This window comes from Allobosea sp. 01N443, from assembly GCF_056399325.1.
This window is the reverse complement of sequence record NZ_JBFTRC010000130.1, coordinates 15,737-30,456: the sequence shown is the minus strand read 5'-3', so window position 1 is coordinate 30,456 and position 14,720 is coordinate 15,737. Positions and strand designations below refer to the sequence as shown.

Genomic DNA, 14,720 nt, shown 5'->3' with positions numbered 1-14,720 from the left:
TCCAGGGGGCGGCGTCGGGGATCTCGCGCGAGCCTTTGGTGAAGCCGAACGCGCCTTCCAAAGCGAGCTGCGCAAGACCGGCTGCGCCAGCTTCGAGGCGGCAAGATCGCAAGTGCTGCAAAAGGGCGAAGCGATCGCCGAAGCAGAGCTGCAAAGGAAGCTGATCAGCGCCACCGCTCCCAGGGGGCTCGAAGTCCTTCGGCAGGAGACCCAGAACCAGCGCGCGCTCGCCGCCCAGTCCGCTGCGCGGGAGATCGACGCAAAGGAAGCGTCAGAGGAGAGCCGCGCCGGGGCAGTCGAGGCCCAACGCATCGCCCTCCACGACGAGAAGGCCGCCGAAGACGCCGCGGCGCAGCATCGCGCCCAGCATGAGAAGGCCACGCTTGACGCAGCGGTCTGGAACGAGCGCCTGAATGCCGCAATCACGAGCGCCAGCGAGAAGGGGCGTGACCTCATCGAGGCCCGCTCGAAGATCGCGGATGCCGAGCTGCAGGCCAGTTTTGATGCCGCCCAATCGGCCGATATGACGGCCAAGGAGGCTGAGCAGGCCGCCATTCGCGCGCTGGAGCGGGCGAACCCCGAAGCCGCCTCGCTGGCCCTCTCCAGGGCCGGGAACGCAGCTGAGAATATCCGCGCCGATCTTGAGAGGACGGCCCGCGAGGCTCGTGATCTCGAGATCGAACTTCGGGCGCTTGGTCGTGATGGATTGGGCGAGCAGCTCTCCGAGATCGAAGGCCAGATCGCGCTCAGGCAAAGGCAGCTCGCGACGACCAAGGCTCAGGCCGATGGCGCCCGGCTTCTCTACGAGACATTGGCGGAAGCGCAGCGCGAGTCCAAGGACCGCTGGCTCGGCCCGGTACGCGAACGGGTTGCTCCGTATCTGCGCCTGCTCCATCCCGACAGCCAGATCGTGCTCAACGAGGACACGCTCGAGATCGAGCACTTCGTCCGCGCTGGTGTCGAAGAGCCCTTCAGACAGCTCAGCATGGGCGCCAGAGAGCAGACAGCGGTGATCACGCGCCTGGCACTGGCGGACATCCTGCGAGGCTTTGGCCAGCCATCGATCGTCATCCTCGACGACGCACTGGTGAACACCGACGAAGAGCGTCTCGACCGGATGCACCTCGTCTTGAACAAAGCTGCCGGTTCCCTGCAGATCCTCATCCTGACCTGTCGAGAGAAGGATTTCATCCAGCTCGGCGCTCCGATCAGGCGCATTTAGCCTCACCCGCGAGGGTAAGGACCAGGGCCGGAGTTGCCGTGTTGCTGCCAAGGCTTATCTACGTCCCATGACCGCCATCCCCTTCGACAATTCCTACGTCCGCTTCCCCGAGCGCTTCTTCGCGCGGGTAACCCCCAGCGCGGTCCGTTCGCCGCGTCTGCTGCGGTTGAACACGGCGCTCGCGGAGCAGCTCGGTCTCGATCCGGTCTGGCTGGCGGGGCCCGACGGCACCGAGATGCTTGTAGGCAACCGTGTTGCCGAAGGGGCCGAGCCCATCGCCACGGCCTATGCAGGTCACCAGTTCGGCGGGTTCAGCCCGCAGCTCGGCGACGGACGCGCCGTCCTGCTCGGAGAGGTGATCGATCGCGAGGGCAGGCGCCGCGACATCCAGCTCAAGGGTGCAGGGCTGACACCGTTCTCGCGTCGGGGCGATGGGCGGGCCGCACTGGGGCCGGTGCTGCGGGAATACATCGTCAGCGAGGCGATGGCTGCATTGGGCGTTCCGACGACACGGGCGCTCGCCGCCGTGACGACAGGCGAAACGGTCAGGCGCGAGACGCTGCTCCCCGGAGCTGTGCTGACCCGCGTCGCCTCCAGCCATATCAGGATCGGGACATTCCAGTTCTTCGCGGCCCGCAGTGATGTCGAGGGCCTGCGCCTCCTCGCCGACCACGTCATCGCCCGGCACTATCCTGACGTCAGCGCCAGCGCAGCACCCTATCTGGCCCTGCTGGAGGCTGTCATTGCCGTGCAGGCGGCGCTTGTCGCCCGCTGGATGCAAATCGGGTTCATCCACGGCGTGATGAACACCGACAACATGTCGGTTGCGGGTGAGACGCTGGATTATGGGCCGTGCGCCTTCATGGATGCCTACGACTCGGGTACGGTGTTCAGCGCCATCGACGAGCGCGGGCGTTACGCCTATGGCAACCAGCCGCCCGTCGCACGTTGGAACCTGACGCGGTTCGCCGAAGCGCTGCTCCCGCTGCTGGCCGATGACCAGGACCAGGCGGTCAAGCTCGCGCRGGAGGTGCTGGACCGCTTCGATGAGCTGTTCCAGACCGCATTGATCGACGGTTTCCGCCGCAAGCTTGGGCTCTTCGCCGATGAAGCGGATGATGTCGTGCTTATCAAGGCCCTGCTCGACACGATGCAGCGCGGCCAGGCCGATTTCACACTCGTGTTCCGGCGGTTGAGCACGGATGGAACGGGCCCTGCCGAAGGGAGCGCTTGCCGCGACCTGTTCGGCAATCCCGCGGAGTTCGACGACTGGGAGAGCACGTGGCGGCAACGGCTGGCGCGCGAGGCCATATCGCCCGCGGAGCGGGTGAAGGCGATGCGCGCCGTCAATCCGCTGTTCATCCCACGCAACCATCGCGTCGAGGCCGCAATCGAGGCGGCCGTGGAGCAGCAAGATCTCGCTCCCTTCGAGGAATTGCTGGCGGTTCTGGCAAATCCCTATGACGAGCAGCCAGGTCGGGGGGACTACGCCCGCCCCCCGGCGGCTCATGAGCGTGTGCTCGCAACCTTCTGCGGAACCTGAACTCAGCGGGCCTCGATCCGAGCCGGTGTCGGATCGCGAGGCTCGCTGAGAGGCTGCGTGCGCCGGTCTCGCCCTATCGCATCGCCCTAAAGCCGCCTACTCCTAGTAAACTGGCCGGACATTTCGGGTATCCTCCTGTGGCGACGCTAGATGAATTCTCCGACCGCCATCATGTGGTCGTGATCGGCGCCGGGTTCGGCGGGCTCGAGGCGGTCCATCGCCTCGCCGGTGCGCCTGTTCGGATCACCATCGTTGACCGGCGCAATCACCACCTGTTTCAGCCGCTTCTATACCAGGTCGCCACCGCCTCGCTTGCAACATCGGAAATCGCCTGGCCGATCCGGCATCTCCTGCGCAAGCGCCCGGAAATCACGACGCTGCTGGCCGGCGTCATCGACATCGACCCCGAGGCCAGGCGCGTTATCCTCGATGACGGATCCACGCTTGCCTATGACAGCCTGATCGTGGCGACCGGCGCGCGGCATGCCTATTTCGGGCATGACGACTGGGAGCCCTTCGCGCCCGGACTCAAGACCCTCGAGGACGCTACGACGATCAGGCGGCGCATTCTCCTCGCCTTCGAGAAGGCAGAACGGGAAACGGATGCGCTGAAACAGGCCGCACTGCTCACCTTCGTGATCATCGGAGCCGGCCCCACCGGCGTTGAGCTGGCGGGCACGATCGCCGAACTGGCGCGCTCCACCCTTCCCGAAGATTTCCGCAACATCGATACCCGCAGGGCGCGCGTGGTGCTGATCGAAGCGGCTCCGCGCGTGCTTGGCGGCTTCGCGCCCGACCTGTCCGCCTATGCCCATCGCGCCCTCGAAGGACTCGGCGTCGAGATCTTCCTCGGCCAGGCAGTGTCGCAATGCACGGCCGAGGGTGTGGTCTATGGCGACACGACGCTTGCCGCGGCGACGATCATCTGGGCTGCCGGCGTACAAGCCTCCCCCGCAGCCGGCTGGCTGGATGCTCCCGCTGACAGAGCCGGACGGGTCAAGGTCGAGGCCGATCTCACGGTACCGGGCAGACCCGAGATTTTCGTCATTGGCGACACGGCAAGCGTCGCTGCGCCCGATGGAAGCCCTGTTCCCGGCATCGCGCCCGCAGCCAAGCAGCAGGGAAAATACGTCGCAACGGCAATCCGCCTCAGGCTTCGCGGGGAGGGCGTGCTACCCGCCTTTCGCTACAAGCATTCGGGYAGTCTGGCGACGATCGGGAAGCGGCTTGCGGTGATCGATTTCGGCTTCTTCAAGCTGCGCGGCGCGCTGGCCTGGTGGCTATGGGGCCTCGCTCATATCTATTTCCTGATCGGCGTCCGCAATCGGGTGAGCGTGGCATTGAGCTGGCTGTGGGTTCACGCGCGCGACCAGAGAAGCTCGCGGCTGATCACGCAGGGGCGCGAAAACGAAAGCCGACCGAAGCGACGATAGACCGTCCCTGGCGAAGAGCCTCACCGCGGCCGGCAGACCGCGCCGGCGCCCCGAGCCCCCCTTACTTCGTCCAGCGCTTGTCCCCGATCCGGGCACCGAAGTGATGGGCGAACAGGAGCAGCGCATCGACAACCGACTGGTCGCCGCCGCCCTCGAAGGCAAACAACGGGTAGGAAACGCTGATGGCGATGTTCATGCCCTTATGCGGGTCCTCGAAAGCAACGGAGATGGCTTTCACGCCGTCGAAAAGCTCCTGATTTGAGATCGCATAGCCGCGCAATCGCGACATCGCGACCTCGCGCAACAGATCGTCGATCGAAACCAGGGTCTGCTTCGTCACCGGATCGAGCGCTGCAGCAAAGAGACTGCGTATCTCGGCATCCGGTTTGACGGCGAGGAGCGCCTTCCCCATCGCGGCGGCATGCGCGGGCAGCCTGTGGCCAGGCTCGACCGTGAACTGGATCGGCTGCGAGCCCCGCGCCGTCTTGAGGACGACGACCTCGGTGCCGGAGAGCACGCCCAGCCATACCGTGTGCTCGGTCTGGCGGGCGAGCTCCTCCATTTCCTTCTGCGCCTGTTCCACCAGATCGAAATTCCGGTGAAAGCTGGCAGCCAGCTGCACAGCCAGGATCCCCGCCCTGTAGCGCTGCGTCGCGGGATCCTGCTCGATCAGCCCCCCGCTCGCTAGCGAAGCCAGCAGGCGCGAGGCGCTGCTGCGCGTGACTTTCAAGTGGCGGCTGGTTTCGCCAACCCGCAGCTCGCCTCCCGAATTGACGAGCAATTGCAGCGCACTAACGGCCTTTTCAATCGACTTCATGAGCGCTCGCTTGGCGGCTTGACGCCGCGCAGATGTCCTGCGTACGATAAATAATCAACATGTTGCGTAATAAGCAACACTTTTTCCGACTGTCAAGAGGAGACACCCATGCGTGGCACCGGCGGCGCGCTACTTTACGAAACCCTGAAGAGCTACGGGGTGACCTGCCTGTTCGGCATGGAGGATCCGATCCATGTGTTCCACGCCGTCGACCGCGCATTCACGCGGATCGTCACGGTGCGCGACGAGAAGCATGCGGCCATCATGGCGCATGGCTATGCCCAGGTAACCGGCCGGCCAGGCGTGTGCGCCGCCACCTTCGGGCCGGGCGCGACCAATCTGATCACGGGCCTGCTGGAGGCGCAGCGCTCCTCCGTGCCGGTGATCGCGCTCGTCCAGGACCACCCGCTGCGGCTCAAGAACAAGAACGCCAGCAGCGCGCTCGATCATGCGGTTGCTCTTGCGCCCTATGTGAAGGACGTGACGCGCATCGATGCACCGGAGCAGGCGGCCGACGCAGTGCGCAAGGCCTTCCGGATCGCGACATCGGGGCGGCCGGGCCCTGTGGTCCTGCTTTGCCCTGGCGATGTCATGGCCGCCGAAGCCGAAGCCCAGACCTGGRCTGACCAACCCTACACGCATTTCCCGGCCAACCGGGTCCGGGCGAGCCGCGAATCCATCGAGAAGGCGGCAGAGCTCCTCGCGACGGCCCAGCGGCCACTCCTGATCGCGGGCGGCGGATCGATCATCTCCGGCGCCGAAGAGGAAATCCGGATGCTGGCGGAACTGTTCGACATCCCCGTCGCGACAACCATGACCGGGCGCGGAGCCATTGCCGATGCGCACCCGCTCGCCGCGGGCCCGCTCGGCTCCACCACGGGCGGACGCTATGGTCGCGGGCAGATCTCCAACACGCTGTTCGCCGAGGCCGACGTCGTCTTCGTGCTCGGCTCGCGCACCGGCCAGATCTGCTACAGCGACTGGTCGCTGCCCAAGCCTGAAACCAAGCTGATCCATCTCGATATCGACCCGGCCGAGATCGGCCGCAATTTCGCAACCGACATCGCCATGGTCGGCGATGTCCGCGATACCCTGCGCGACCTGATGGCCTATTGCGCCGATCGCGGCCTGGCCCGAACCAACCCGGAGACCAGGGCGCGGATCGACCAGCTGACGGAGAACTGGAGGGCCGAGTTCCGGCCGGTCGCGGAGTCGGCGCAGACACCGATCCGGCCCGAACGCCTGCTGGCCGAAATCTCGGCACAGGTCGATGAACGGACCCTCATCGTTACGGATGCCAGCTACATCACCGGCTGGGCCATGAGCCATATCGATGTGCCAGGCTCGGGGCGCTTCATCCTCTCGCCGCGTGGAACCGGTGGAATCGGCTGGAGCCTGCCCGCCGCAATCGGCGCCAAGATGGCCGACCCATCGCTCAAGGTCGTCTGCGTGACCGGCGACGGCGCCTTTGGCTACGTCATCAATGAGCTCGAAACAGCCGCCCGCTACGGCGTCGATATCCTCGTCGTCGTGTTCAACAACGGCACCCTCGGCTTCCAGCGGCATTGGGAGCAGAAGGTGATGGGCCGCTATCTCGAATGCGACTTCCTCGACATCGACTATTCGGAAGTCGGTCGGGCCCTGAAGTGCCGCGGTGAGCGCGTTACGGCCCCGGAGGCGATCGCTGCGGCCCTGGCTGGGGGGTTTGCTGCCGACGGCCCCTTCGTCATCGACGTCGTCATCGATCCCAACGCCACGGCACCGATCGTCGGCTTCGAGACCATTCTCGCCCGCGACGCGGTCCATTGATGCGGTCGATCACCTCACGAGAGCCGATCTGTTCAACAGCGCCATACAAAAGGGGAAGAGCATGCTGAGAACCATCGCCAACGCACTTGCGTCGGCCGCTGTCGCGGCGGTCGTCGCGCTGTCTGCATCCGGAGCCTCCGCAGGCCCCACGCTCGATCGGATCATTTCCGAGAAGAAGCTGGTCGTCGGAGTAGCCCCCTGGAACAAGTTCGTTCTGCTGAATCCGAAGACGAGCCAGTACGAAGGCCTCATCGTCGACGACATTCGCAATCTCGAGGCGATGACCGGGATCAAGGTCGAGCTCGTCAACACGACCTGGAGCGGCCTCGTGGCCGGGCTCCAGGCCGGCAAATGGGACGTCATCATGAGCGGGCTCGGAGCGACACCCGAGCGTGCGACGGCCGTCGCGTTTGGAGAGGCCTTCGGCTATCTCTCGTCCACCGCCATGGTGCGCGCCGATAGCCCGGTGCGGACCTTCGCGGACCTGGACAAGGAGGGCAATGTCCTCTCCGTGGTCTCGGGCACCGCTGCCCAGCAATATGCCCAGCGCACCTTCAAGAAGGCGAAGGTCACGCCCCTTTCCGATACGGGAGCGGCGGTGCTCGAGGTCATGCAAGGGCGGTCGACGGCCTATATCGGCGATTCCGTCTCGAATGAGTTGCGCGCTCAGGAGCGCCCGACCGAGCTGCGCAATATCAAGTTCGCCAGCGATCAGACGGAATGGACCAGCATGAACCACGCTGTCCGGTATGCCGATCTCGACCTTCTGGTCTTCCTCGACACCTATGTCCGCTCCATGAAGCTGCGGGGCTGGTACCGCACTCTCGCCGAGAAGTGGAACCTGCCGCCTGAACTGGCTGTCGGGCCGCGCTAGCCGACGAACCAGGCAAGGGGCGGACGCCCGTCGCATATCCGCCCCCTGTCACGTCTCTGCTCCGGAAAATGCTGGTCGAATGAGATCATGAATTACACATTTCAATTCGGCGTTCTGACCGAATACGGGCCCTATCTCGCGGGCGGACTCTGGCACGCGTGGTGGACGAGTTTTCCCAGCATCATCATCACGACCATTCTCGGCGTCGTACTGGCGGCGATGAGCATGTCGCGGCGCTGGTTGCTGCGCGGCGCCTCGGTGGTTTTCGTCGACCTGTTCCGCACGCTTCCGGTCGTGGTCCTGCTGATCTGGATCCACTATGTCATGCCGATCCTGACAGGGGTTTCGTTTTCTCCGACCGTGAGCTCGATCATCGCACTGTCCCTGAACGGGGCTGCGCTTGCCTGTGAAGCGTTTCGCGGCGGCCTTGAGGCGATCCCGGCCACGCAAACCCAGGCTGCACAATCGCTTGGGTTCTCACGCTGGAAAGTGATGCGTTACATCACGCTGCCTCAGGCTTTCTTTGCGACCCTGCCGTCCCTCACCAATGTCCACATCACAGTCATCAAGAACGTCACCGTAACAGTACTGATCGCAGTGCCCGAGGTGATGTTCCGGGCTCAGGAACTGACGGTCCAATTCTTCCGCCCGCTTGAGTTCTATACTGGCGCAGCCGTTCTGTATGTGGCGCTTATCTGGGGATACGCCCTGCTCATGCGGATGCTCGAAAGGCTTCAAAAATGGCAACCGATCTGATGACGGGCGCGACGGCAGCCTCGGCTCAGGCCTTCATCCGTATTCGCGACGTTCACAAATCCTATGGCGCCGTCAGCGTGCTCAACGGCATTTCGCTCGACGTCGCACAGGGCGAAGTGCTGGTGCTCTGCGGCCCCAGCGGTTGCGGCAAGAGCACGCTCCTGCGCTGCATCAACGGCCTCGAGACGATCAATCGCGGCGACATCTCCGTGGGCGGGCGCAATGTCGAAACGGCCAACCCCGATACGTTGCAGAAAATTCGCCTGTCGACGGGCTTCGTCTTCCAGAACTTCAATCTGTTCCCGCATATGACGGCGCTCGAGAACATCACCATCGCGCCGATGAAGATCCTCGGGACGCCGCCCCGCATGGCAACAGAACAGGGCAGAAAGCTGCTCGAACAGGTCGGCATGGCGGAGAAGGCGAGTGTCTATCCGTTCCAGCTCTCCGGTGGGCAGCGTCAACGCGTGGCGATCGCCCGGGCACTGGCGATGAACCCCACCCTGATGCTGTTCGACGAGCCGACATCGGCGCTCGATCCCGAGATGCGCGAAGAGGTTCTCCAGGTCATCCGCAAGGTGCACCAGGAGCACAACATGACCATGGTCATGGTGACCCACGAGATCGGGTTCGCCAAGAGCGTCGCCAGCCGGGCCATGCTGCTCGACGCCGGACAGATCGTCGAGGAGGCCCCTGCCCGCGCCTTCTTCGAGAATCCGGCCGAGGAACGCACCCGGCGCTTCCTGCGCGCCATCATCAACGATTGATCCTTGGCGATTGCCTTCCCCTCGCGCAACGCCGGCATTCGTGTGCCGGCGCGCCGCCACACGAGTCCCTGCAATGATCCAACCGAACTACATCGGCGGAGAGTGGCGTCACGCAAGTGAAGCGATCGCCAACATCAATCCGTCGAACACCAATGACATCGTCGCCCATTACGCGCAGGCCACTCATGCCGACGTGCAGGACGCCATCGACGCAGCTGCGACAGCCTTCCCGGCCTGGTCGCGCTCATCGATCCAGCTCCGGCACGATATCCTGAAGGGTATTGGCGACGAGATCCTCGCTCGCAAGGACGAACTCGGGATGCTGCTTTCCCGCGAGGAGGGCAAGGTGCTGGCGGACGGCATCGGTGAGGTCGTGCGGGCCGGGCAGATCTTCCACTTCTTTGCCGGTGAGTGCCTGCGCCTGGCAGGCGACAGGTTGGCCTCGATGCGTCCCGGCGTCGAGGTCGACATTACCCGGGAGCCTGTCGGCGTCGTCGGGCTGATCACGCCCTGGAACTTTCCGATCGCGATTCCTGCCTGGAAGATCGCGCCTGCCCTCGCCTACGGCAACTGCATCGTCCTCAAACCGGCCGAACTGGTGCCGGGCTCCGCGCATGCGCTGGCTGACATCCTTGCCAGAGCCGGCCTTCCGGCCGGCGTCTTCAACCTCGTGATGGGATCGGGATCTGTCGTCGGCGAAGCGATCCTGCGCAGCGATAACGTGGACGCAATCTCCTTCACCGGCTCTGTCACCACGGGCCGCAAGGTCGCAGAGGCCTGTGTCGCATCCGACCGGATGAAGAAGATGCAGCTCGAAATGGGCGGCAAGAACCCGCTTGTCGTGCTCGACGATGCCGATATCGAACTGGCGGTTGGGTGTGCGCTCAATAGCGCCTTCTACCAGACCGGGCAGCGTTGCACCGCAGCGTCCCGGCTGATCGTCACCGACAAGATCCATGACAGCTTCGTAGAGCGCCTGATCGATGCCATGCACGGGCTCGTCGTCGACGATGCGCTCAAGCCGGAAGCAAGCATCGGACCCGTGGTTGACCAGAGGCAGCTCGATCAGGACCTGCGCTATCTCCGCCTTGGTCAGGAGGAAGGCGGCCGGCTTGCGTGCGGCGGTGAGGTTCTCGCGCGGGCCACGCCAGGATTCTATCTATCGCCGGCGCTGTTCACCRAGATCGACCAGACCATGCGGATCGCCCGCGAGGAGGTCTTCGGGCCAGTCGCAGCAGTCATCCGCGTCAAGGACTATGACGCCGCGCTTGCCGCCGCCAACGATACAAGGTTCGGCCTCTCGGCCGGCATCTGCACGACGAGCCTCAAATATGCGAGCCACTTCAAACGCAACGCAGAGGCCGGAACGGTCATGGTCAATCTTCCGACCGCCGGCACGGATTACCACGCGCCCTTCGGTGGCCGCAAAGGTTCGTCCTACGGCCCCCGGGAACAGGGCCGCTACGCGCAGGAATTCTACACGACCGTGAAGACCGCCTACACGCTTCCGGCCTAGCCGCCGGAGGGTGGAGAATCGGCTGGCCGAATCACGGGCATTTTTCCGAAGTCCACTGCGCCGGGATGGCCGACGTCCGGCGCAGGCCGCGACGGGGGCATCGTCAGCACGCCGGTGCGAGCCATTCAGTCTCGACATGGCCTTCGGCTGGTCCCTGCCCGCACCTCGGTTTCGGGGCAGGTCTATCGTTGTGCCCTCTGCCAATTCTTGGTGCCCGCCCCAAACCTTCTCCAAAGCCATGTCATGAAGCCGCGTTGCTTGCTGCGGCTGCGGCCTAATCCACGCCGATACGCTTCGTTGCACGAACGCCCGCACGATCGGCGCATGCAGCATTGGCCATTCTGCAGCGCCCAGTTGACGCTTTCGCTGGCCCATGCCTTGCTGACGGCTGCTTGAGGGAAAAGCAGGGGGCGCAAGACCCCCGGAACATTATCAACGGCCTGTCGGCGGAGGGTATTTATGAACGAACACGACCTGCGAGGTTTGATCGCGGATGTGAAGGAAGGTGGCCTGTCGCGGCGCTCCTTCGTGCAGAAGATGGTGGCGCTGGGACTGAGCGCACCGATCGCAACCCAGATGTTGGCCTGGAACGGCGTCGCGATGGCCCAGTCGGCCGACGACTACAAGCCGACCAAGGCCGGTGGCGGCGGGCCGCTGAAGATCCTGCTCTGGCAGGCACCGACCCTGCTGAACCCGCATTTCGCCAGCGGCACCAAGGACCAGATCGCCTCGCGCGTTTTCTTCGAGCCGCTCGCCGGCTGGGACAAGGACGGCAATCTCGTTCCCCAACTCGCCGCCGAGATCCCGACCAAGGCCAATGGCGGAGTGTCTGCCGACGGCAAGGAAGTGATCTGGAAGCTGAAGCAGGGCGTCAAATGGCATGACGGCAAGCCGTTCACCGCGGATGACGTCGTCTTCACCTGGGAATATGCCGCCGATCCGGCCACCGCCGCCTATACGRCCGGCGCCTACAAGGACATCAAGGTCGAGAAGATCGACTCCCACACCGTCAAGATCATCTTCAAGGATCCGACGCCGTTCTGGGCCGATGCCTTCGTCGGCGTCGCCGGCATGATCATCCCGAAGCACCATTTCGGCGAGTACAAGGGCGCCAAGTCGCGCGAAGCCCCGGCCAATCTGAAGCCCGTTGGCACCGGCCCCTACAAGTTCGTCGAGTTCAAGCCCGGCGACCTGCTCACGGGCGAACGAAACCCCGATTATCACGTCAAGAACAAGCCGCATTTCGACACGCTCGAAGTCAAAGGCGGCGGTGACGCGGTCTCGGCGGCGCGTGCCGTGCTGCAGACCGGCGAATACGACTATGCCTGGAACATGCAGGTCGAGGACGAGATCCTCAAGCGCATGGAGACCGGCGGGCGCGGGCGCGTGGTGGTGGTTCCTGGTGGCGACGTCGAGTTCATCATCCTCAACCCCACGGACCCGTGGACCGAGGTCGACGGCGAACGTTCGAGCGTCAAGACCAAGCATCCGACGCTCAGCGATCCGGCGGTGCGCCAGGCGATCAACCTCCTGATCGACCGCGACTCGATCCAGAAGTTCATCTATGGCCGCGGCGGCACGGCGACGGCGAGCTTCGTCAACGAGCCGAAGCAGTTCAAGTCGCCGAAGCTGAAGTATGAATTCAGCGTCGACAAGGCCAACAAGATCCTCGACGACGCCGGCTGGAAGAAGGGCGCCGACGGTATCCGCGAGAAGGATGGCAAGAAGCTCAAATACGTCTTCCAGACCTCGATCAACGCGCCGCGCCAGAAGACCCAGGCGATCATCAAGCAGGCCTGCCAGCGTGCCGGCATCGATCTCGAGCTGAAGTCGGTGACCGCGTCCGTGTTCTTCTCCTCGGACGTCTCCAATCCCGACACCTACACCAAGCTCTACTGCGACATGGAGATGTACACCACGACGCAGCCGCAGCCGGATCCGGAGCGCTTCCTGAACCAGTTCGTGTCCTGGGAAATCGCCAACAAGGAGAACAAGTGGCTCGGCCGCAACGTCTCGCGCTATGGCAGCAAGGAAGCGGATGAGGCCTACAAGGCTGCGCAGAAGGAGTTCGACCCTGTGAAGCGCGCCGCGCTGCTGATCAAGGTCAACGAGATCTTCTGCGAGGCCAACATCATCCTGCCGCTCCTGTCGCGCACGATCGTAGGCGCGTCGGCGAACAACCTCGTGCCCGATATTTCGGGCTGGGAAGTCACGACCTGGAACCTTGCGAGCTGGTACCGCACCTAGCCGTCCAGCGCTCCGGGACCGAATCTGGTCCACCGCTTCGCCGCCCGCTCCCATCCGAATGGGAGCGGGCGGAACTCTGATCATCCTATGACAGGGGGCGGAGGCCGGCTTGATCCGTCGGCGCCATGTATGAAGGCTGCACCGTGCCCGACCTGATCCCGAATTTGCCCATGTCGTTGCCGAAATCGGCGCATTGTTCGAACGCTACGAGCAAGCCCTGATCGACAAGGATGTGGCTGTGCTGGATGCCGCATTCTGGGACAGTCCGCACACCATCCGATACGCGTTGCACGAGAATGGCTATGGCTTCTCGGAGATCCACGCCCACCGCGTTTCTCGCCCGCCGGGGCCCGGTATCAAGGAAAAGCGGCTGCGGCTGGAGATTCTCACTCTGGGGCGCGACATTGCCACGGTGAACCTGGAGTTCAAGGTCCGCGGGCAGGACATGGTCGGCCGGTAGAGCCAGACCTGGGCGCGCTTCCCCGATCTCGGCTGGAAGGTGATCTCCGCTCACGTATCAACGATGGAGGGGCCGCGCCTCTGGTGAGCAGCCGCGCCCCCTGCTTCGCTTTGACAGTCGAGGCCCCTGCCCCCCTAGTCAGCTTCCAATGGCGCTTGCCCTCAGCGCAGCGAGCGTCCGGCTGTCGACCGCCACGATCTCCTGTCGGAGCTTGGCGTTCTCCCATTTTGCCTGACCGGGGACACGGATGGCATTAGTACCGGGGGCGCGGCGCCCGCTGCTGATGCGCTCCCGCTCGGCTGCGGCGCGGCAAGGCAAGGCCTCAGCGCCGAAAGCGCCCGGATTCAGCGTCAGGAACAGAAACGAGCAGTCATTCGGTTGCGCGGCGTCGCCGTAGAGCGCTTTCACCTCGGCTCCCACGGCACCACCGGACAGGAGCCCGCACAGCATGTCGACCGCCAGTGCGAGGGCAAACCCCTTGGGGCCGCCGGTGGGCAGAAGCAGCCCCCTGATTGCCTCGGCAGGGTCGGTGGTCGGAAGCCCTTCCGACGTTACGGCCCAGTTCGCCGGAATCGGCTCGCCGCGCTGCTGGTGATGGCGAATGCGGCCGAGAGCGCCTTCGCTCATGGCGACATCGACCACCACCGCAGGCTCGTCCGCAGTCGGAATGGCAATCGCGATCGGGTTGTTGCCGACAGCCGGCTCAGCCCCGCCGGGGGCCGGCATCAACGGCCGCGTATTCGACATCGCAATCCCGATCATGCCGGCCTCAGCGGCCTGGGCGGCATAGCGACCGGCAGCGCCGAAATGAAACCCATGACGCACGGCAACCGCGCCGATGCCGAAACTCCGAGCCTTTGCGATAGCCAGGGTCATGGCCTGCTCGGCGGCCAGATGACCGAGCATGTGGCGGCCGTCGAGAACCGCAACGGCGCCATGGTCACTCACGCACAGAGCTTCGTCATGCGGCGAGACCGAGCCCTTGCGCAGGCGTTCGATATAGAGCGGCACATGCATCAGCCCGTGCGAGCTCAGGCCCTGCTGCTCCGCTTCGACCAGGGCTTCCGCAATACGGCTCGCGCCGGCGGGAGAGAGTCCGGCGCCGGCAAAGACAGCGGCAACCTCCGCGACAAGATCGGCAACGCGCATCGGAACGGCGCTTGGTATCTGAGACATCATCAGGCCTGTGACGGTGAAACTCGATCGATCCTAGGAGGGGCTGGATAGCAAAGTATGCACAGCGCGCTCATTTCATCGTGCGAAACGCCGGCGCTTT

General features: G+C 64.4%; 11 protein-coding genes and 1 pseudogene. 10 read left to right on the top strand and 2 right to left on the bottom strand.

Going from position 1 to position 14,720, the window contains the following annotated elements; all coding sequences use genetic code 11:
* From AC1DRP_RS25275 to AC1DRP_RS25265, 3 genes are all read left to right on the top strand, one after another.
* Positions 1-1,222, top strand: a 1,222-nt coding sequence (locus AC1DRP_RS25275; RefSeq protein WP_476769875.1) for an ATP-binding protein, incomplete at its 5' end; no start/stop codon positions are given.
* A 67-nt stretch (positions 1,223-1,289) separates the two neighbouring features.
* Positions 1,290-2,765 (top strand): protein adenylyltransferase SelO, encoded by a 1,476-nt coding sequence (locus tag AC1DRP_RS25270; RefSeq protein WP_476769874.1) that lies wholly within the window; start codon positions 1,290-1,292, stop codon positions 2,763-2,765.
* 137 nt (positions 2,766-2,902) lie between these two features.
* Positions 2,903-4,198: an NAD(P)/FAD-dependent oxidoreductase gene (locus AC1DRP_RS25265; RefSeq protein WP_476769873.1), complete on the top strand. Its 1,296-nt coding sequence runs from the start codon at positions 2,903-2,905 to the stop codon at positions 4,196-4,198.
* Positions 4,199-4,259: 61 nt separating this feature from the next.
* On the opposite strand, the gene AC1DRP_RS25260 is transcribed toward AC1DRP_RS25265, so the two are convergent.
* Positions 4,260-5,015 (bottom strand): IclR family transcriptional regulator, encoded by a 756-nt coding sequence (locus AC1DRP_RS25260; protein WP_441508039.1) that lies wholly within the window; start codon positions 5,013-5,015, stop codon positions 4,260-4,262.
* Between the two features lie 108 nt (positions 5,016-5,123).
* Here AC1DRP_RS25260 and AC1DRP_RS25255 point away from each other — a divergent pair, with 108 nt between their 5' ends.
* The 7 genes and pseudogenes from AC1DRP_RS25255 (at position 5,124) to AC1DRP_RS25225 (ending at position 13,531) form a co-directional block, all read left to right on the top strand.
* Positions 5,124-6,824 (top strand): thiamine pyrophosphate-binding protein, encoded by a 1,701-nt coding sequence (locus tag AC1DRP_RS25255; protein ID WP_476769872.1) that lies wholly within the window; start codon positions 5,124-5,126, stop codon positions 6,822-6,824.
* A gap of 61 nt (positions 6,825-6,885) precedes the next feature.
* On the top strand, positions 6,886-7,698 hold the full coding sequence (locus AC1DRP_RS25250) for a transporter substrate-binding domain-containing protein (RefSeq protein ID WP_113511165.1): 813 nt from the start codon (positions 6,886-6,888) through the stop codon (positions 7,696-7,698).
* 87 nt (positions 7,699-7,785) lie between these two features.
* On the top strand, positions 7,786-8,454 hold the full coding sequence (locus AC1DRP_RS25245) for an amino acid ABC transporter permease (RefSeq protein ID WP_043235261.1): 669 nt from the start codon (positions 7,786-7,788) through the stop codon (positions 8,452-8,454).
* A complete protein-coding gene (locus AC1DRP_RS25240) occupies positions 8,454-9,221 on the top strand; it encodes an amino acid ABC transporter ATP-binding protein (protein ID WP_441508072.1) in 768 nt (255 codons plus the stop codon). The genes AC1DRP_RS25245 and AC1DRP_RS25240 overlap by 1 nt, the downstream gene beginning before the upstream one ends.
* Positions 9,222-9,294: 73 nt before the next feature.
* Positions 9,295-10,737: an aldehyde dehydrogenase family protein gene (locus AC1DRP_RS25235; protein ID WP_476769871.1), complete on the top strand. Its 1,443-nt coding sequence runs from the start codon at positions 9,295-9,297 to the stop codon at positions 10,735-10,737.
* 459 nt (positions 10,738-11,196) lie between these two features.
* Entirely contained in the window at positions 11,197-12,984 is a 1,788-nt protein-coding gene (locus tag AC1DRP_RS25230; RefSeq protein ID WP_476769870.1) for a peptide ABC transporter substrate-binding protein, read from the top strand.
* A 136-nt stretch (positions 12,985-13,120) separates the two neighbouring features.
* A pseudogene (locus AC1DRP_RS25225) lies at positions 13,121-13,531 on the top strand (AtzH-like domain-containing protein).
* Positions 13,532-13,582: 51 nt separating this feature from the next.
* Here AC1DRP_RS25225 and AC1DRP_RS25220 read toward each other — a convergent pair.
* Complete coding sequence (locus AC1DRP_RS25220; protein ID WP_441508035.1) at positions 13,583-14,593, bottom strand: Ldh family oxidoreductase; 1,011 nt, start codon at positions 14,591-14,593, stop codon at positions 13,583-13,585.
* Between the last annotated feature and the right edge of the window lie 127 nt (positions 14,594-14,720).